The 18,084-nt window shown below is 44.0% G+C and carries 17 protein-coding genes and 1 tRNA gene; 8 read left to right on the top strand and 10 right to left on the bottom strand.

The features are described from left to right. Positions 1 to 153 precede the first annotated feature (153 nt). Positions 154 to 495 carry a DUF760 domain-containing protein gene (locus QUA45_RS13110; protein ID WP_015174476.1) on the bottom strand — a complete coding sequence of 114 codons (342 nt, stop codon included), beginning with the start codon at positions 493 to 495 and terminating at the stop codon, positions 154 to 156. A gap of 220 nt (positions 496 to 715) precedes the next feature. After that, positions 716 to 1,675 (bottom strand): RNA polymerase sigma factor, RpoD/SigA family, encoded by a 960-nt coding sequence (locus QUA45_RS13105; protein WP_333097347.1) that lies wholly within the window; start codon positions 1,673 to 1,675, stop codon positions 716 to 718. 1,056 nt (positions 1,676 to 2,731) lie between these two features. Here QUA45_RS13105 and QUA45_RS13100 point away from each other — a divergent pair. Further along, on the top strand, positions 2,732 to 2,863 hold the full coding sequence (locus QUA45_RS13100) for a hypothetical protein (protein WP_333097346.1): 132 nt from the start codon (positions 2,732 to 2,734) through the stop codon (positions 2,861 to 2,863). Positions 2,864 to 2,917: 54 nt separating this feature from the next. Here the strand turns inward: QUA45_RS13100 and QUA45_RS13095 are convergent, their stop codons facing one another. After that, positions 2,918 to 3,058: a hypothetical protein gene (locus QUA45_RS13095; protein WP_333097345.1), complete on the bottom strand. Its 141-nt coding sequence runs from the start codon at positions 3,056 to 3,058 to the stop codon at positions 2,918 to 2,920. 154 nt (positions 3,059 to 3,212) lie between these two features. Between QUA45_RS13095 and QUA45_RS13090 the strand changes: the two genes are divergently transcribed. Together QUA45_RS13090 and QUA45_RS13085 are read left to right on the top strand one after the other, a co-directional pair. Beyond that, positions 3,213 to 4,868: an MBOAT family O-acyltransferase gene (locus QUA45_RS13090; protein WP_333097343.1), complete on the top strand. Its 1,656-nt coding sequence runs from the start codon at positions 3,213 to 3,215 to the stop codon at positions 4,866 to 4,868. Further along, entirely contained in the window at positions 4,834 to 6,000 is a 1,167-nt protein-coding gene (locus QUA45_RS13085) for a hypothetical protein (protein ID WP_333221006.1), read from the top strand. The genes QUA45_RS13090 and QUA45_RS13085 overlap by 35 nt, the downstream gene beginning before the upstream one ends. On the opposite strand, the gene QUA45_RS13080 is transcribed toward QUA45_RS13085, so the two are convergent. From QUA45_RS13080 to ald, 4 genes are all read right to left on the bottom strand, one after another. After that, positions 5,978 to 6,238 carry a hypothetical protein gene (locus QUA45_RS13080; protein WP_333097341.1) on the bottom strand — a complete coding sequence of 87 codons (261 nt, stop codon included), beginning with the start codon at positions 6,236 to 6,238 and terminating at the stop codon, positions 5,978 to 5,980. The two genes, QUA45_RS13085 and QUA45_RS13080, sit on opposite strands and share 23 nt — an antisense overlap. A 126-nt stretch (positions 6,239 to 6,364) precedes the next feature. Next, on the bottom strand, positions 6,365 to 7,147 hold the full coding sequence (locus tag QUA45_RS13075) for an RNA methyltransferase (RefSeq protein WP_333221004.1): 783 nt from the start codon (positions 7,145 to 7,147) through the stop codon (positions 6,365 to 6,367). Positions 7,148 to 7,220: 73 nt separating this feature from the next. Then, a tRNA-Leu gene (locus QUA45_RS13070) sits at positions 7,221 to 7,302 on the bottom strand. 263 nt (positions 7,303 to 7,565) lie between these two features. Then, positions 7,566 to 8,654: an alanine dehydrogenase gene (gene ald / locus QUA45_RS13065; RefSeq protein WP_333097337.1), complete on the bottom strand. Its 1,089-nt coding sequence runs from the start codon at positions 8,652 to 8,654 to the stop codon at positions 7,566 to 7,568. Positions 8,655 to 8,979: 325 nt separating this feature from the next. Between ald and QUA45_RS13060 the strand changes: the two genes are divergently transcribed. The 4 genes from QUA45_RS13060 to QUA45_RS13045 all read left to right on the top strand — a co-directional run bounded on the left by QUA45_RS13060 (position 8,980) and on the right by QUA45_RS13045 (position 13,352). Continuing rightward, positions 8,980 to 10,518, top strand: coding sequence for a DEAD/DEAH box helicase family protein (locus QUA45_RS13060; protein WP_333097335.1), 1,539 nt, complete (start codon positions 8,980 to 8,982; stop codon positions 10,516 to 10,518). A 241-nt stretch (positions 10,519 to 10,759) separates the two neighbouring features. Beyond that, positions 10,760 to 11,221, top strand: coding sequence for a DUF3598 family protein (locus tag QUA45_RS13055; RefSeq protein WP_333221003.1), 462 nt, complete (start codon positions 10,760 to 10,762; stop codon positions 11,219 to 11,221). Positions 11,222 to 11,236: 15 nt separating this feature from the next. Then, a complete protein-coding gene (locus QUA45_RS13050) occupies positions 11,237 to 12,451 on the top strand; it encodes a DUF790 family protein (RefSeq protein ID WP_333221002.1) in 1,215 nt (404 codons plus the stop codon). A 181-nt stretch (positions 12,452 to 12,632) separates the two neighbouring features. Further along, a complete protein-coding gene (locus QUA45_RS13045; RefSeq protein WP_333221000.1) occupies positions 12,633 to 13,352 on the top strand; it encodes a DUF2786 domain-containing protein in 720 nt (239 codons plus the stop codon). A gap of 91 nt (positions 13,353 to 13,443) precedes the next feature. Here the strand turns inward: QUA45_RS13045 and QUA45_RS13040 are convergent, their stop codons facing one another. After that, positions 13,444 to 15,324: a tetratricopeptide repeat protein gene (locus QUA45_RS13040; RefSeq protein ID WP_333220998.1), complete on the bottom strand. Its 1,881-nt coding sequence runs from the start codon at positions 15,322 to 15,324 to the stop codon at positions 13,444 to 13,446. Positions 15,325 to 15,332: 8 nt separating this feature from the next. Beyond that, entirely contained in the window at positions 15,333 to 16,727 is a 1,395-nt protein-coding gene (locus QUA45_RS13035; RefSeq protein ID WP_333220996.1) for an NB-ARC domain-containing protein, read from the bottom strand. Between the two features lie 218 nt (positions 16,728 to 16,945). On the opposite strand from QUA45_RS13035, the gene QUA45_RS13030 reads away from it, so the two are divergent. Then, complete coding sequence (locus QUA45_RS13030; protein ID WP_333220994.1) at positions 16,946 to 17,263, top strand: hypothetical protein; 318 nt, start codon at positions 16,946 to 16,948, stop codon at positions 17,261 to 17,263. A gap of 153 nt (positions 17,264 to 17,416) precedes the next feature. Here QUA45_RS13030 and QUA45_RS13025 read toward each other — a convergent pair whose 3' ends face one another. Beyond that, positions 17,417 to 17,977, bottom strand: coding sequence for a Uma2 family endonuclease (locus QUA45_RS13025; RefSeq protein ID WP_333220992.1), 561 nt, complete (start codon positions 17,975 to 17,977; stop codon positions 17,417 to 17,419). Positions 17,978 to 18,084 lie beyond the last annotated feature (107 nt).

Raw genomic sequence — 18,084 nt, 5'->3', positions numbered from 1 at the left:
ATTTAATCTAAAACCTAAAATCTAAAACCTAAAATCTAAAACCTAAAACCTAAAATCTAAAACCTAAAATCTAAAATCTAAAATCTAAAATATTAAGCCCCCATCTTGCGAGGGGGGGCTTGACACTTGGATCACTTAAATGTTAAGAATCTACTAATCGTCCGAGCCATGTCTCTCACTGGCTTGTATGGACTTTTCAAAAGTCATTCGCTGTTCGGCATTTTTGAGAAAATAACCGCTAATCATAGCTGAGGCGAGCAATCTACCCAAATGTTCGCGACTGGTAGTCACTGTCACCCCGAAGTGTTCCGAAGGCAAATTCCCCAATAGTCCAACAATATTTCGCTCCATTACTTGAAACACTTCGTGAGAAGTCGGCTTAGACAACTGAGAAACTGTGTCGGGAGCCATAGACTGCACGTATTGCCATAATAAGTTGGTATTTTCTCCGTCTTCTTCAAAGAATTCTGGGGATTTATTAGATGAGTTGCTCACGAGTACCTCCGTTTCAGAGACAGCTTGTTATGTTAGACGCGGGCGGTTAAATTAAATAACCCTTATCTGATGGCTGCTGATCTTTATTACTAAGTAATTACTAATGTAGCAGGACAGTCATAGCAACGAAGTGGGCACAACCGAATTAAAAGCGGCGGTTTTTACGATTTTAGATTGGGGATTGCAAGGGGGGAGACCCGATCGCCAATCCCCAATCTACCTAGCTGGCTAGATAATCGTTGATATCTTGCTTGCGTTTGCGGAGTTTGGTCAAAGCTTCCCGTTCTATTTGCCGAACTCGTTCCCGACTGATGTTGAGACGATCGCCTATTTTTGCCAAAGTTAGGGTTTGCCCGTCTTCTAAACCGAACCGCAAGGCGAGCACTTCTCGCTGTTGCTGAGTCAGTTCCGCCATTAGGTGGTCTAAGTCAGTCCGTAGGGAAGATTGCAAGGCAAAATCTTCCGGGGTAGTACCCGTATCTTCCAACAAATCGCCCAACTCTGTATCTTGATTGTCTCCCACGCGCAAGTCCAGGGAAAGTGGCAGGCGCGCGCGATCAAGATATTCGCGAATCTGTTTGGGAGTCAATTCGAGCTCTGATGCCAATTCAGCAGCCGTGGCCGCGCGACCAAGCTGTTGAGCAAGTTGGCGCTGAGCTTTTTTAATTTTGTTGAGCTTTTCGGTAATGTGGATCGGTAAGCGGATGGTGCGGCCTTTTTCGGCGATCGCCCGAGTAATTGCCTGACGAATCCACCAATAAGCATAAGTAGAAAATCTGTAGCCCTTAGTCGGGTCAAATTTTTCTACTCCCCGCTGCATCCCGATCGTGCCTTCCTGAATTAGATCCAGTAAATCTACGTTGCGCTTGATATATTTCTTGGCAACAGACACTACCAGGCGGAGATTCGCTTCCACCATTTGGCGCTTTGCCCTTTCCCCGTTTTCGATCGTCCGCTGCAACTGTGCCTCAGACAGCCCAACTGCCTGTGCCCATTCAGCCGCCGTCGGGTCGCGGCCTAACTCTTCGGCTAAAATATTTTTCTCCTGATGCAGTGCGGTTGAGCGCTGTACCTGTTTCCCGTAGAGTATTTCTTGCTCATGGGTCAACAAGGGAACGCGGCCGATTTCCCGCAAGTAAGCGCGAACAGAATCTGTATCTGAGGACTTAAGAGTTTTCATGAGCTTTTCCCGCTGAGGATCTGTGCCTCTAAAGGTTTGCGGTAGTCGCAAACCCCTAGCTTTAGCTGGGAAGGAAAGCGGGCGGGGACTTGCGCTTTCCTTCCATTTAAAGAGGCTTAATTTTATGGTAGCTAGCTACTACTCCCAGTCAGCACCGTCTCAGGTTAGGTTTTGGTTGGGGCGTGCACAATACTACGTTATGTTAAGAATCTTAACATTTGTGAGAGCACTTGGCTACACTTCTTCATATTTATTTCATGCCAGCCTGGACTGTTGATACGAAAGTATCCGCTTTCCTGGCTTTACAGTTTGCATCAAGATAAACAAAATCCGCCACATCTCAGAGGGGTAGATGGGGAGATGGGGTGAGGGGGAGATGGGGAGATGGGGAGGTTGACCGAAGAACGAGACCTGCGCCAGGGGCGATCAACTAGGGGAAAAGTCGGTAGCGGTTTCAACCACCTTGAATATTTCTTTACAGATACTTTACATAGTGAGTCAAAAGCTGATGTTATGATCCAAAAGATCAAGTAAGAATAACCATCTACGTGTTGAAACGCCCGGCGTTGCCAAGTAATTCCGGCAACGGACTGATCCGACGCAAGATTCGGAATAGTTAAAGGGCAAATAATAACAGGAGGTAGAGCTTAAGCTGTTACACATTTAAACTATTAACGATCCAGGTAAGGTGGGTCAGAAGCGAATACTTACTATACTTGGGAAACGCTTATTTACGCTCCGCACCCTACTATCCTCTTTTAAATGCCGAACAGCTTACAAGGTAAACACTTCTTTACGCTCCGCACCATACTATCGTCTTTTAAATGCCGAACAGCTTACCAGATATTTTGCGTAGTGATGGACTCGCGATCGCGCAAAAAACCAAAGTATACGCAATATTTGAAGAAATTCAAGCTGAGTGAGTAGTGGCGACAAGATAGCCAAAAGTGAAAATCCGAATCTGGCTTCCTCAAGAATTCCCTCGCCTTTTCAGGCTAGGGAGTATCAAGAAGCCTATACATTTGTAGACAATAAGAATAAAAATACTTATTGTTCATGTACAAAATTAGTGAGTTTGCTGCAAAAGTAGGTGTTTGGGTCAAAACAATTCAGGGGTGGGACAACTCCAGTAAATTACCAGCACGCTTAGATCGGTTGCGGGCGATCGGTACAAGAGAACGCATTTGACATCTATTCCTGTAATCGCAAGCCTAATACCCTAGAAAGATTTCACATTCTGGATTATAATTTATGGCGGTTTTTTTTGTGTTTGTATGCGGGAGCGATCGCCCTCCCCGCTGATTCGCCCCATCCCGATAGGCCACTATCTAGGTTAGAGGCGATCGCCGCTTCTTCCCAAGCCAGGTTAGTTTTTTTAAACACCCTGTCCGACTTTTCAAACACCCTCTTAGGTTTAGCGAGTGATTTCTTCCTTCTCCTATTGCCCCGGTTTATAGGATAATTTATCGCTCATCTCGACTAACATACATAAGAGATAAAAATAGCTACTTTTTGCAAATAGTCAGGTGGAGAATAAGTGACATTTAACTCAATTGAATTCCTAGTCTTTTTTCTAGTTACCTATATCTTGTACCGCATCCTTCCTTTCCGCAGTCAAAACTTGGTGTTGCTGATTGGTAGCTATGTATTCTACGGCTGGTGGAATGTTAATTTCCTGTTTTTAATGCTTCTTTCCACCGCAATTGACTTCTACTGCGGGGCAATGATTGATACTGGTCGATTAGAATCTTCTAACCGCAGGATTGTTTCTTTGTCAGTTGTATTAGGGGCGTTGTTATTTAATACAGTTCAATGGAATGCCCTTCAGGTAAGTATAGCACCCATAGCGGTGTCAGTACAATGGACACAACTATTACCTGCTTCTTTTTCCGGCTGGTTGATATTAATGGCGGCCCTGGTAGTTGTAGCAATTGCTAACCTGCTGTATCCCCAATTCACCGCTCTTGAGGAAAAACAGCGCCGCCATTTGTTCCTGTGGCTCTGTGTAGGCAGTAACTTGGCACTTTTAGGCTTCTTTAAATACTTCAATTTCTTTATTACCAGTGCTGAAAGAGTAATTCATACCCTGGGGATTCATAGCAACTTATTGCATTTAAACATCATTCTGCCTCTAGGCATCTCGTTTTACACTTTTAAAGCCATCAGCTACGCTTGCGACATTTATCGAGGCAAACTGAAAGCATCACACCAATTTTTAGACTTTGCTCTCTTCTTGGCTTATTTTCCCCCATTGTTTGCTGGCCCTATAGATCGAGCTTCACAGTTACTTCCTCAAATTTCAAATCCGCGAAAGATCAGTTTTGAGCAATCTGTTCAAGGTTTGTTTCTGATATTATTTGGCTTGGTGAAGAAAGTAGCGATCGCGGATGGATTAGCTGGTTCAGTCAATGCAATTTATGGGACTAAGGGAAATGTTTCTTGGATTGATATCATTTTAGCAACTTTCCTCTACGCCATTCAAATCTATTGCGATTTTAGTGGTTATTCAGACATCGCTAGAGGTGTATCCAAATTGTTGGGTATAGAACTAATACTCAATTTCAATCTGCCCTATTTTTCTAAAGATCCCAGCGAGTTTTGGCGTCGCTGGCACATTAGCCTCTCTACTTGGCTACGGGATTACGTATATATACCACTTGGGGGAAACCGTCAAGGCGAGCGCCAAACTTATCAAAATCTGATGGCAACAATGGTACTGGGCGGACTTTGGCATGGGGCAGCATGGAACTTTATCCTGTGGGGATTTTATCAGGGGATGCTTTTGTCTGTGTATCGAGCTTTTACCCCTAAGACTACTAACAAACAACTACCGAGCAAAAATAAGTTCAAACTTCTAGAAGGATTAGTCGCAACTCTATTCTTTTTTATGCTGACTTGCTATGGATGGCTGTTGTTTAAAGCCACTTCCCTGAGTCAGATTATCTCCTTTACAAAAATTCTGTTTGGAGATTTCGGAAACTTGGCGCTCAGTCTGCCTACACCCCCATTACCTGCTATCTTGGGCATTCCACTACTGATCGGCTATGAATTGTGGGCTTACCAAACTGATAATCCCGATTTTTACCGTCGTTATCCAACCCCAGCCCGTGCAGCTTTTTATGCAGCACTCATTATTATTTTATTGATGGGAGAAAGCAATGCCCCTGCACAGTTCATCTATTCTCAATTTTAAACCAGCTATCAGCAATGCCATGCGTAAAAAATTCGTCACCGGACTGTGGATCATTTTCTTCCTATTGATGTTCGATTTTTCGATCAATTTTATGTTTCCATATCCGTCAGATCCTTTAGCAACTTCTCCAGGGCAACTCAATACATATTTTGAATATGGGCGATCTATTGAGGGCAAGCTTTCACGGATGGTCGGTTCTACGGATGAATTAAGTTCACCTATAGCAATTGCTGGCTGGTTAGATCCAGAACTATGGAAGAAGTTAAATATACCCGTTAGCCGAACTTCCGATAAAGATTTGCTAATTGCCATCTACGGTATGTCATTTTCCAATCAGGTCGGCACCGCCATGGAGGAAATGGATTCGAGGCTGATGATTAGAGCGATCGCCGGACCTGCTGCTCCGCCTAATTACTCCTTCGCTGCCTACAATTTAGATCGAGGTAAGCATCAAGCGGATATAGTAATTTTGGGACTGTTAGCTTCTAGCGTTAAAGGACTCAGAACTCTTAACGGCATGACTTGGCAATTTGAAGGACCAGCACCTTACACCTACCCACGATACTTTTTGGAAGATGGAAAGCTGAAGGCGATATCGCCCAATGTCATGTCTTTAGCTCAACTTCGGGCGACCCTCCAAAATAAGCCACAGTGGAACGCATTTGTTAATCAACTTAAAGAACACGATCAATTTTTTAATGGATTTATATTCCAGAAAAAATGGCTGGATAATTCGGTAATTATCCGATTGATTCGCAGAGCTTTAGCACAACGTCATCAGCTCACACTTACAAATCAAATTCATAGTCCAACAGGGTTTAAGGCCGAATCAGAAATTTCAGTTTTAAGGGCAATAGTTAACGATTTCGCAGCCACAGCGAAAGCTGACGGTAAAATGCCAATTGTGCTTATTCTTAATGATCGTGGATATGAAGATCATTTGTTCCAAGCACTCAAACCAACCTTAGAAAAGGGTTCAATTCCCTATGTCAGTAACCATAATATTGTTCCTGCTAATGATCTCAGTAACTTTATTGGTGATGGACACTTTACCCCAAAAGCCAACAAATTAATCGCTCAAGAAGTGCTAAAGTTGCTGAATGAGCATTTTAATAGAGTTCAACTAAACTAGAAGTTAACTGAACAGTAGAATTAGTGACAAAATGCTCACCATTTTTAAGGAGACTTACCGCAGAAACTCCTGAAGTTAATCCCCGACGTATAGGTTTGACTGGAGGATTATCTGCCAGTGCTAAATCAACGGTTGTGATAATTTTAGGAAGGACAATTTTCATTTCAAACTGAGCAAATTGTATCTTCCAGAAGAGGAAAAAAATCAGGAGATAACAAGAAGTGATTAGAGTCAGCATATATGTTTTTTTGAGCGATCGCTAAAAATCTTATCAGATAGCGCGATCGCTTTTACTTTTGCCGATCGGATCAGAGAATGAAACAGCCCTGGTTCAATGTCCCAGATTCCTGACGGCGAGTAAATCTCAAATCGACAGACTTCTTTGCCTTTGAGCTTCGTACAAGATGAGGGCTCCGGCGATCGACACATTTAAAGATTCTACGCCACGACTCAGGGGAATTTGGATTTGTAGATCGGCCAAACTCCTCAATTCTTCCGACAAACCAGAGCCTTCATTCCCCAAAACTATCAGAGTCGGCACTCGCAAATCAACTTCCCAATAACTTAAACTGGCCCCGGCGACGGTTGCTAAAATTTGCATTCCTCGATTTTTATACCCGGAGACTTCGGCGGTTAAATCTGGACTGACTGCCATTGGCAGCTTAAACCAAGCTCCTGCCGAGGCGCGCAGCACTTTGGGATGGTCTAAATCGGCGCTGTCTGCGCTCAGCAGCAAACCGTCGGCATTAGCAGCCGCAGCCGTGCGGACGATCGCCCCCAAGTTGCCGGGATCTTGGATTGTTTCTAAGGCTATTCCTAAAGTTGACAATTTTGCCGATTCTGTTGCAGTGCGGGGTGCGGTGGCGACAATGCCGTCGGGTTGGACTGTAGTGGCGATCGACTCTAACACTTTTGCACTTACTAATTCTGTGCGATCGGCTAAATTACCAACTTGCTCCCAAAGTTCCCCGTGCCGATCCAGCCATTCGGGAGTGCAGCAAACCGTTGCTAGCGGGTATTTGGCAGCGCAAGCTTCCTCCAGCAAGTGCGTCCCTTCGAGTAAAAATAAGTGTTGTTCCCTGCGTCCCTTCGAGCTGTGCAGCTTGCGAATTTCTTTAACTAGGGGGTTTTGAATACTTGTCAGCATTGTTTAATTCAGCAGAGCGAATGGGGTTATTGCCTGTATCGGGTTAACCCCAAACTTCCTTCTGCCTTGGGAATGCGGAACCCGGGACTTGAACCCGGAAGGCTTGCACCACATGAACCTGAATCATGCGCGTCTACCAATTCCGCCAGTTCCGCATCGGTCACGAATTACTACTCTGCCATACCTCCGCGAATCTGTCAAGTGTTTTGGGGAATTTATTTTTTTATGGGCTGCGAGTAATATTTTGCACTAATTACTGTTGGGGTTGAGAAATCCTTGAGTTTCGAGGATTTACTGTTAGCAAAACATCGCAAAACGGTGTGTAGTTGAGTAGGGTGCGTCAGATCGCGTCCGGTTATTAATAATCCCCAAGCTTTGATCTGACGCCCCCTACGGGATTTGCTGAAAAAATGGGCATCTAATCAGCCAAATCTGCGAAAACCTCGCGCAGGGCCGGATGCACCAATCGGTGATTCTGCACGTTCAATCCCTTCGCTAAACTCGGATTCATTTCCAAAGCTTTAATCCCCTTATTTGCCAACTGCAAAACATAAGGCAAAGTGCTGTTATTCAAAGCTTGAGTCGCAGTCCAAGGCACAGCACCGGGCATATTTGGCACGCCGTAATGCACAACTCCTTCCGCAACATAAGTAGGAGTTGTGTGAGAAGTTACCCGCAAAGTTTCGACACAGCCACCTTGGTCAACGGCTACGTCAACTATCACAGAACCGGGGTGCATCTTCGCAACAAATTCGCGAGAAACTAGCACCGGAGCTTTTTTCCCCGGAACCAAAACCGCACCGATTAACAAATCAGCATCGGGAACAACTGCTTCAATTTGCAAAGGACTGCTGTAGAGGTATTCTACTCTGGAACCGAACAGAGTTTCCAAGTAGGCTAGGCGATCGACATTTACGTCCAAAATCTGCACTCTAGCGCCCATTCCTACAGCAATACGCGCCGCTTCTGTGCCGACGATTCCGCCCCCCAAAATCACAACTTTACCCGGTCTTACCCCCGGTACGCCGCCCAAAAGCACTCCTCTGCCACCTTGCTGTCTTTCCAGAAACCGAGCTCCGAACTGCACGGCCAAACGCCCTGCAATAATACTCATCGGCGTCAGCAGTGGCAATTTTCTGTCCGGGAGTTCGACGGTTTCGTAGGCGATGGCCTGGACTCCGCTGCTGATTAAATGCTCGGTTAATGTGCGATCTGCCGCCAAGTGCAAATATGTAAACAGCAACTGCTCTTTTTGAATTAGCGGATACTCAGCAGGCAGCGGTTCTTTAACTTTAACAATTAGTTCGCGCTTCCAGACATCGGAAGCCTTTAAGACAATCTTAGCCCCTGCTTGAACATAGTCCTCGTCCGCAAAACCGGCCCCAGCACCAGCATTCGTTTCTACAAAAACTGTGTGGCCTTTGTCCGAACAAGCCCGGACACTTGTGGGGCTGAGCCCGACTCGAAACTCTAAATCCTTGATTTCCTTGGGGACGCCTATTTCCATCTATAACCTCTAATCTCAGGCATACGTAGATCGAATCTAACCTAAAAACCATCCCCAGCGGGACAATACCATTGTAGATTTTAGATTTGGCAATCCGGCAATCGGGCTAGGAGAATATTTGTTTAATTTTTATCCACTGCGATCGCAATTTCCTAAATTTAGACTTGAATTACATAATTTTTTGATTGAATTTTTTGATTGATAGATCGACCGCAGATGTAGGGCAGATTAACACAGAGTAACGCAGATAATTTCAAGAAGAGTCAATATATTTGATTGATCGCTTATAATTTAACAGGCTTGCAGTCAGCGGGTCTTAAAACAAATGGCACGGATACCTACATTAACATTCGATCGCGGAACTCTATTGCTGCACCCGCCGCCCAAAGGCAGAGACTGGGTGGACTTTGCGACATGGGACGATCGCGTGGAAAAATTCCGCATTCGGGCGATTCACTACCGCCCGCTGGTAGAATCCCTCCAAGCCGAGTGCATTCACTTCACCGACGAAGCTAGGGGATACGAACTACTCGAACTCGTACCCAGCGTGGAAATGCAGCCTTATCCACATCAAGAAGAAGCCCTCCTAGCTTGGCAGGAAGCAGGAAGCCAAGGAGTAGTCGTCCTCCCTACCGCTTCCGGCAAAACTTATCTGGCACAATTAGCCATGCAAGTTACTGGTCGCAGTACATTAATTGTAGTACCAACTCTCGATTTAATGCACCAGTGGTACGCTAATTTAAAAGCAGCTTTTCCCGACATCGAAATCGGATTGTTGGGCGGAGGTTCGCGGGACAAAACGCCAATTTTAGTGGCAACCTACGACAGTGCAAGTATTCATGCAGAAACCTTGGGCAGTAAATACGGCTTGCTGGTTTTTGACGAATGCCACCATTTGCCAACGGATTTTTATCGAGTAATTTCCGAATATGCGATCGCGCCTTTTCGACTCGGACTGACAGCCACACCCGATCGCACCGACGGCCGCCACAGCGATTTGCATTTTCTCATCGGCCCGACAGTATTTAGCAAAAGGCCCGAAGATTTGGCAGGCGATGCTTTAGCCGACCATAAAATAGTTCAAATTATGGTAAAACTGTCACAAGAAGAAGCATCTCGCTACGCCGAATTAATCAACATTCGCAACGACTTCTTAAAACAGTCTAACATCAGAATATCCAGCCTGGATGGTTGGAAACAGTTTATCATGGCAAGCGCGCGATCGCCCTTGGGACGCCGCGCGATGCTAGCCCACCGCCAAGCCAAAGAAATCGCCCTTTGTACCGAAGGAAAACTGCGAATCTTAGCCAAACTACTAGCAGAACACTCTCCCCAGCGCACCCTAATTTTCACAGGTGACAACGCCACAGTTTACCGAATTTCCCAAGAATTTCTCATCCCCACAATTACCCACCAAACCCCAGTCAAAGAACGCCACGAAATCCTCGATCGATTCCGCAGCGGCGAATACAAAACCCTCGTCGCCTCCCACGTTCTCAACGAAGGAGTGGACGTTCCAGACGCCAGAATTGCTATCATATTGTCAGGAACAGGCAGCGAACGCGAATACATTCAGCGATTGGGTCGAGTTCTCCGCAAAAGCAGCGATGTAAATAAGTTAGCAATTCTCTACGAAGTCGTCACCGAAGACACCAGCGAAGAAAGAACTTCTCAGCGTCGCCGAGGAGGAATACAGCCTCACAAACCCCAACCACAAACACAAATAGAACCGCCAAAGCCAGAATATCAGAAGTTAGAAACTGTCAAACCGACACCCATTTACGGAGTCAACCGAGAGACAACCAAAAAAGCAGCAGAATCACCCGCCAAATGGGGAGAAGACAATGATGAAATTCCCTGGTAGTAAGCCTAAATAAGTTAGTTGTGGGATGTGTAGTCTTAGCGAAAAGATGGCTATATAATTAAATCACTCCTAGGTCTATTTAAAAACTACCATCTACAATCGATTTACGGAGTCAACCGAGAGGCGACTAAAAAGCAGCAGAATCACAGCAAAGTGGGTAAAAAATGATGATTTCAAGGAACCTTGAAGGTTGCCTAATTAGTGTATAATCTCAATATTGACTAATTCATAGTACCGGAAAATGCTCGATATCACACAAATAAGTAACTTTAAAGTCTTCCCCCAACATACAGGAGTTTGGGAGGGAACTTGGACAATCCTTAATGCTGATTTCCAAGAAACCCAGCGTTTTACAGCAGTATTAACCCAGAAAATTGTTGATAACCAGTGGAGGCAAACTAACGTTCAAACTTATGCCAATGGCAAGAGTGAAACACAAAATTTTGTGGGTCATGTTGTCGGTGAAGGGCAAGTAGAAATTGAAAGTAATGACTCTATCTTTTCTAGCTACAAGACACTAGCCACAGAAGTTGGAGATAATTTAATCGTTTTTCAAATATGGGACAAAGCAACTGGCATTCTCAGGGCTGTAGAAACCATAAATCTTGTCAGTTGCGATCGGCGAATTCGGACTACCCAAAGCTTGACAGAAGAGGGAAAACTCAGGGGAGTTATGGTGATTGTTGAACGAAGAATTGAGTAAAAGTTTTCACTGCTTATGTTACCAACTGATTTATTAAGTCACCGCCAAAACGGGGAATCAATCATCCCGCTACGCCTAAAGATAGATGCTAAAAACTTAGAAGCAGCTACCGAAACGATAAACTGCTTTCAAGAGTCGATCGGCAAAACCCAAGGCGAGCTCGACGGACGCTTGCTAGAATTAGAAGGCGACAGCCCGGATTATCGGCTGAAACGGGGATTAGCGCACCTGCTGAAAAGCGGTTTCTCCACCTTGGAAGTCATCAGTCCCCTAGAACCCTCAGAGTTGAGACAGCGGGTTTTTGCATTGTCCGCGCGATCGACTCCCAGCCCTCAATCCACCCAATTAACCCTGGAAAAAGTAGCAAGTGAACTCAGCCAAGAGTTAAACAGAGAAGTTTTGCCTCACGAAATCACTACAGGTTTATACGCGGATTTAAACGAAAACAAAATCCTCACTGAGTTTAATGCACCAACTCCCGAAAACTTGCTTCACAAATACAATCTTTCTCAAGTTCAAGGCATATTTTACCGCGCAAGTCAAGTCCAATTAACCGCCCACCGCAACGATCCAGGAGAATACAAACTCTTATTTCGATATCTGAAACTATTTCAATTAATGACTTACATTGAAGGCGATGCAGACCACGGTTTTACACTGACAATAGACGGCCCTACAAGCTTATTCAAACCCAGTACCCGCTACGGCTTAGCCCTGGCGAAAATGCTGCCCGCACTGCTGCACGTCACCAAATGGAGTATGCACTCGACACTGCACACAAAAGATCCTTTTAGTGGCGTTTTGAAAACAGGTAAATTTACCCTAAATTCCGACTGCGGTTTAGTCAGCCACTATCCCCCTGGCAAGCCTTATGATAGTATGTTAGAAGCCGCATTTGCTGAAAGATGGAATTCCACAAAAACCGAGTGGCAACTAGAGCGAGAAGTTGATTTAATTCCCATTTCAGGTAGTGTGATGATTCCCGACTTTCGGTTGGTGCATCCAGACGGGCGAGTGTTTTTATTAGAAATAGTTGGCTATTGGCGGCCGGAGTATTTGCAAAAGAAATTTGCACAAGTACAGAAGTCTGAATGCGATAACTTGATTTTAGCTATTTCCGAACGGCTTAATTTAGAAAAAGCCGGGGTGAATGTAAATGATGTGCCAGCAAAAGTAGTCTGGTTTAAAGATAAATTGTTGCCCAAATCAGTCCTGGAAGTCCTCGAATAATAACCAATCCGCCCATCAGTTGCAAACTTCTTTCTTTCTTTCTCTCTCTCTGCGCCCTCTGCGCCCTCTGCGGTTCAAAAAAATCCTCCTCAAAAAACATCGCACATTCCCAGCTATACTAAAATAGGAATTCACCCAAATCCTTGCCACCGCGTAGTCTCACCCTAAAATCGCTTGAAAAATGCCAGACACAAGTATTGTCGAAAGAATCAAAAAGCTTTTAGCCCTCGCCACCTCATCCAATGAAAACGAATCGACTGCTGCGGCAGAAAAAGCTTCTCTTTTACTGGCACAGTACAATCTCAGCCTCGCGGATTTAGGGCCAAATCACCAAGAAGAGATTGACGAAAACTCAGTTGAAACAACATCCAAATTTGTGACTTGGAAAATGATGCTGCTTTCGGGAATTGCGGACGCTAACGGTTGCACTGCCATGCGAAACACTTATAATGGCAGTATGTTTTTGGTGGGAAGTTCTACAAACCTGATTGTTTGCAAACACCTGTACGAGTATTTGAGTTCGGCGATTGAAAAAAGGGCTAAATACCGCAAAGGAAACGGCAGGGGGTTGGCGTATCTGAATGCTTTTCGGGTTGGATGCGCGACAAGGTTGAGACAAAGATTGTTGGAACAAAAACAGGAGATGGAAGAGTCGGGGATTCCGGGTTCGGGGGATGTGGCGGCGACTCCAGGGATTGTGGTGCGATCGATGTTTGAGAAAAATCAACAGGCGATCGCGGATTATCTAGAGGGCCGAGGGGTTAAAATTAGAACGAGAACAGATTCTCAAGTCAGCAGCGCGGCGGGTTTTAATTCGGGGTATGAAGTGGGCGACAAAATTAGTTTGCACAAGCAAGTGCAGCCGCAAGGGGATATGAAACAACTTAATGAATGTCTTTGAGTTCTCGATAGTAATTGATGGATAATCAAAACAGGGGTAAAATTAAAGCTAATTACAAATTAGGTCAGTGGGCGCACTGAAAAGTTGAGTATCATGCACCTTGATCCTGACTCTTCTTAAGAGTTTTGAAAACTTGCCACAAGATAAATGTAACAATTACGCTGAGAAAAAGTGCAGCCAATCCCCAAATTATCACTGATAGAATAACATAAATTATTCCTATTAAGGCTAAGGCAAATAATAATCCAACAAATATTGGTAGAACTAACCAATGTTTAAAGACAAGTCGAGTTAAAGATTTAAAGAACTGGGAATATCTTTGCTGTTCTAAATACAAAAAAACCAATTTAATCAGTATTAGTATCTCTCGTTTATATTCCCCAAGTTCCTTGGCAATTGGTAATGTCTGCTCGTATAACTCAATAGCTTGTGGTTTGTATCCTAGTTTTAAATTGGTAGAGCCTAAACGAGCCAATGCTACCATTTCCATGTCACGAGTGCCTGTTGTTTGTGCCAATAATATAATCTGCTCGTAACAACTTTTTGCTTTTATGTAATCTTCTTGCTGAGAGTAAATACCTGCCACACTAACCAGAGCAAAAATTTCGGCTTCACTGTTATTGACTTCACTTAGAAGAATTAATATTAGCTGATAATACTCTATAGCTTTAGGATAGCTTTTTAGTTCCTTATAAGCTTCTGCAATACCCAATAATACAGCTATTTCTCCCTGGTTGCCCATCTGTCGCACAATTGGTAAAGCCTGCTGATAGCACTCAATTGCTTTGACATAATCTTTTGAAGCTACATAAGTTGTTCCCAGACCAAACAAGACCAAAAACTCTCCTTCAATGTCGCTTTTTATTTGTCGCACAATGCTCAAACTTGCCTGGTAAAAATTAATGGCTCGATCGTAATCCTCTTGTAGGTAATAAATCCATCCCAAATCTTCTAGTGCCCGTCTCTGACCCAAGGGATCTTGTATTTCTTTTGCTAGTGATAAATGCTGCTCGTGACACTCAACCGCATTGGTATAATCTTTAAGACGGCGGTAAACTGCACCCACATCTCTGAAAGATTTTTCCACACCTTTACTGTATTGAATCTCTTGCATAAGATTCAAGCTCTTCTGCTGGTATTGCATAGCTTTAACATAATCTTTACGACAGCGGTAAACCACACCTAAACTTCCTAATGCTGCTGCTTCAATTTGGCGGTCTGAAATTTCTTGTGCAATGAGTAAGCCTTCCTTTAAATACTGTATTGCCTGAGTATAGTTACCCTGGATATGGTAAAAACCGCCCAAATTTGTTAATGCCGTGCCTTCCATGCGACGGTCTGGGATTTGCCGTGCAATAGCTAAACTATCTTGATAGCACTTCATTGTTTTAGAAAACTTTCTTTGAGATAAATAAGTATTTCCTAGATTTCCCAAAACAATCCCTTCTAGACTGCGGTCTTGAGTTTCCTGTGCAATAATCAAAACTTTCTCATGGTATTCAATCGCTATTTCATACTTGCCTAAAGCTTGATTCGCATTCCCCAAACCATTTAAAAAACTAGAAGTGCGTGTCGCGACTTTATGTAAAATACGGCTATAAATTTCAATTTGTTCTAAATAGTATCCCCAATGACCCAGTTGATTGTGTAAAGCTTGATTTGTTGGTGTTTTTAAATGAGTAAAAAGGATTTGACTTGCTCTTTCCCAGTCTTCCACTTCGCAGAGATGGTGAAATGCTTCCAAGTATCCCCGAACTTTCTCAAGATTGGAAGCATCCCGCTTCGGTTTGTACTTCGTCAGCCAATTTTTAACCGCTTTGTACTGAGCGCGTTTACAAGGGAGCAGTTCCCTAAACTCCGGTGCTGCTAGATCGATTCCTAGATTAGCCAGCATCCACTCTCCCGGTGGCGTGATGTCAATATCCAAACCATTTGGACTTTTAAAATCAAATTCAGCAAAATCACTGTTCATATTGTCCACTACCTCGCTGTCAAATTTTTCAAATGCTCTAATGCTACACTGCGAATTAAATTGTGTTGTCGCAAGTGTACCCCATCGTCAATTAATTCTTCTTCTACCAAAAAGCGATCGCGCAACGCATCCAACGCTAACTCTTGCTTCTCCTCATCGCAATCCCAATCTTCCAAATGACTCAGCCAAAACTCTTCCGGTACTGCACAGCGATACACAGAAGCTTCGCAAAGCAATCGATAGGCATTCAAAATATCTTTTTTCAATCTCTCAAACGTCTTTTCCAGCCGAAAGCGCACATTTTTTCGCAGTTCGCGAGTATATCGATCCAGTTGCCACTCGTCATCTGCTGATGCCGTTATTCCTTTGGCCTTAGCTTCCTCAATTGCCTTCTCCACTTCTTCAATTTCATGCCCGTATTTATTCCAATAACCCGCCACGTTGCCATAAAAAGGCTGACTGCCAATTTCCCCAGCAATCACCCGCAAAGCCAATGGATGCCCTTCATAAGCAGCCCCGATTCGTTCTAAATAAGGTTTGTTTGGTGAATCTATTTCAGCCTCTAGTCCAGTTTTCTCGAACAAGTCTAACTGTTCTGATGCTGCCAGTCCCCTCAATTCTTGGCAATACCAAAAATTTTTATAACGGGCCGGAATTTGCTCTGGCAAATCCTGCGATGTTACGATGATACGACTTTGGCAAGATTCTACTGCCAAAAAAGTTTCAAAAAATTTTGCCCACAACTCATCCTGAAAACCATTCCAGCCTGTTTCTTCATTTCCTTTTAAAATCAGTTCCAGAGAATCTATCACCACCAAATACCGATTTTCTCGCAATCGCTTGACCAATCTATTCAACAACCGCTGTGTATCTTTGCGGTCATCTGGCGTAATGCGTTCTCCCCACTTTTCCAACCATCGAATCGCCACACTAGCAAAATCAGAAGCTTGCTGTTGATTTTCTAAATTCTCCTGATGAAACTTACGACCGTCGTCTTGCAACTCCACCGCCAATCTTTCAGCTAAAGCCGTTTTACCAATTCCCGCGATGCCCAGAAGAATTAACAGGCGACACGAACCCTGAACCTTTTGGGCGAGTTGACTAATCAGGTCTTTTCGACCAACCCAAGCATCGTCACAAGCAAAAAACTCTGCTCTCGAATCTGTCTGAGACAAGGGACTATTATCAACAATCTCTTCCCAGCTATCCAATTCTACAGCCTTGCAAATATTGATAAAAACCTCCTGCCCAATAGGAATCCGCCGCCAAAATCGCTTTAAAGTTGCGACTGAAGTTTTGGCCTCTCCGCACCAGCTAGAAGCTTGTTTTTCCAAGCCTTTCTTTCGCCTTGCGCGATCGACTATTTTCAACCCAGATTCAGATGCTCTTAGACTAGCTGCCATGCTAATTTTTTAACCTTCAGTAACCATATTTAACTTATAACATCTGCCAATTTGTGGCGCGGCTCAATTTTGGCTCACTTTTGGATACAGCGCCAGAGGTGCGTTGAAATAGAGCCGTCAAGCCTTTGCTGTTCAAGGAATATAGAGATGGGAAGCAAGTTAGGCGATATCGCTGATTTCCCAGTTCAAAAAATCACTTCTTTATCAGGAGTAAGACTATGCAAGCACAAAATTTCGTTCAACTGGAACTACCAGGCGTTTTACCTAAAAAAAACGACACCCTCAAACAAATAGAAGAAGCAATGCAAGGAATACTAGACCTAACATGGAAAACTGTGCTACTTCACATATCACCACGCAGCGCTAAAGAACTGATGCGACAGCACGGTAAACTTATTGCTATCCATAATGGCGAAGCCCGGATTAAAGTTTCCTCAACACCACTTTTGCTAATGGCAATTCAAAAACTTCCCGATGTTGAATCAGCTTTCAGAAAAGCTTTCGGCACTACAGTCAAAATCCGTCTCGAAGTGTAAGTGATATCGTTTCCCGTGACAGCGTATTATTCAATGCTTTGCCCGCGTGCGGTGCCTGACAGTCAATAGTCCCACCGCCGCGAGTTAAAGTTTTCCCGTTGTCACGCACCCTACCACTGATATCTTGTACAGAGTACGATCGCCCTGAATCAATCAATCAATCAATTCCGCTTCTTCAAAAATCTGTCTAGTCGTCAACTCCAAACCAGGCAGCAACTCATCCACAATCGGTGTCTTGTCCGTATAAACTTGACTAGAACCATCGGGGAAAAAACTTTTAATTAAAATAGCCTCTGGATCTATCACCCAAACTCGCGGAACGCCCGCCGCCAAATAATCTTTCGCCTTCTCTTCAAATTCCTTCATACTTTGATCCGGTGATATAATCTCAATCACCAGTTCAGGAATTGCGGGACAAGCTTCATTTCGCCGCCAACTTTTCGGCAGACTTTCATAAGAAATGTACGTTAAATCGGGAACAGGTACCCAATCTTTATCCTGACGTTTTAACAAAATTGCCCATTCTGGAAGCACTCGCCCGCGTCCTTTACACCATACACGAATCAGGCGACACAAAGCTCCCTGTAAACTGGAATGAAAAAATTTTGGAGACACTTTAGGAACTGCTTCACCATCTACAAACTCACAATATATATCTCCGTGAGGCAAAGCTAGAAATTCTGCTAAAGTGACTTGGGTTCCGATGCCTACCATGACTCCGAGCCCTCTCGCTAATTAATTCAAATATCAATTATACAAAATTTCTCAACTTTCCTAAAAGTACGATCGCCCCTGGACCTCTATTCCAAAAACAGAATAAC

This window comes from Microcoleus sp. Pol12A5, from assembly GCF_036701435.1.
Lineage (GTDB): Bacteria > Cyanobacteriota > Cyanobacteriia > Cyanobacteriales > Microcoleaceae > Microcoleus.
This window is presented reverse-complemented; position numbering and strand designations above follow the sequence as displayed.

Coding starts and splice junctions, on each gene's coding strand:
- QUA45_RS13105 (WP_333097347.1), bottom strand. CDS start 1,675: ATGAAAACTCTTAAGTCCTCAGATACAGATTCTGTTCGCGCTTACTTG.
- QUA45_RS13100 (WP_333097346.1), top strand. CDS start 2,732: ATGTACAAAATTAGTGAGTTTGCTGCAAAAGTAGGTGTTTGGGTCAAA.
- QUA45_RS13085 (WP_333221006.1), top strand. CDS start 4,834: ATGCCCCTGCACAGTTCATCTATTCTCAATTTTAAACCAGCTATCAGC.
- QUA45_RS13080 (WP_333097341.1), bottom strand. CDS start 6,238: ATGCTGACTCTAATCACTTCTTGTTATCTCCTGATTTTTTTCCTCTTC.
- QUA45_RS13075 (WP_333221004.1), bottom strand. CDS start 7,147: ATGCTGACAAGTATTCAAAACCCCCTAGTTAAAGAAATTCGCAAGCTG.
- ald (WP_333097337.1), bottom strand. CDS start 8,654: ATGGAAATAGGCGTCCCCAAGGAAATCAAGGATTTAGAGTTTCGAGTC.
- QUA45_RS13060 (WP_333097335.1), top strand. CDS start 8,980: ATGGCACGGATACCTACATTAACATTCGATCGCGGAACTCTATTGCTG.
- QUA45_RS13055 (WP_333221003.1), top strand. CDS start 10,760: ATGCTCGATATCACACAAATAAGTAACTTTAAAGTCTTCCCCCAACAT.
- QUA45_RS13050 (WP_333221002.1), top strand. CDS start 11,237: ATGTTACCAACTGATTTATTAAGTCACCGCCAAAACGGGGAATCAATC.
- QUA45_RS13045 (WP_333221000.1), top strand. CDS start 12,633: ATGCCAGACACAAGTATTGTCGAAAGAATCAAAAAGCTTTTAGCCCTC.
- QUA45_RS13040 (WP_333220998.1), bottom strand. CDS start 15,324: ATGAACAGTGATTTTGCTGAATTTGATTTTAAAAGTCCAAATGGTTTG.
- QUA45_RS13035 (WP_333220996.1), bottom strand. CDS start 16,727: ATGGCAGCTAGTCTAAGAGCATCTGAATCTGGGTTGAAAATAGTCGAT.
- QUA45_RS13030 (WP_333220994.1), top strand. CDS start 16,946: ATGCAAGCACAAAATTTCGTTCAACTGGAACTACCAGGCGTTTTACCT.
- QUA45_RS13025 (WP_333220992.1), bottom strand. CDS start 17,977: ATGGTAGGCATCGGAACCCAAGTCACTTTAGCAGAATTTCTAGCTTTG.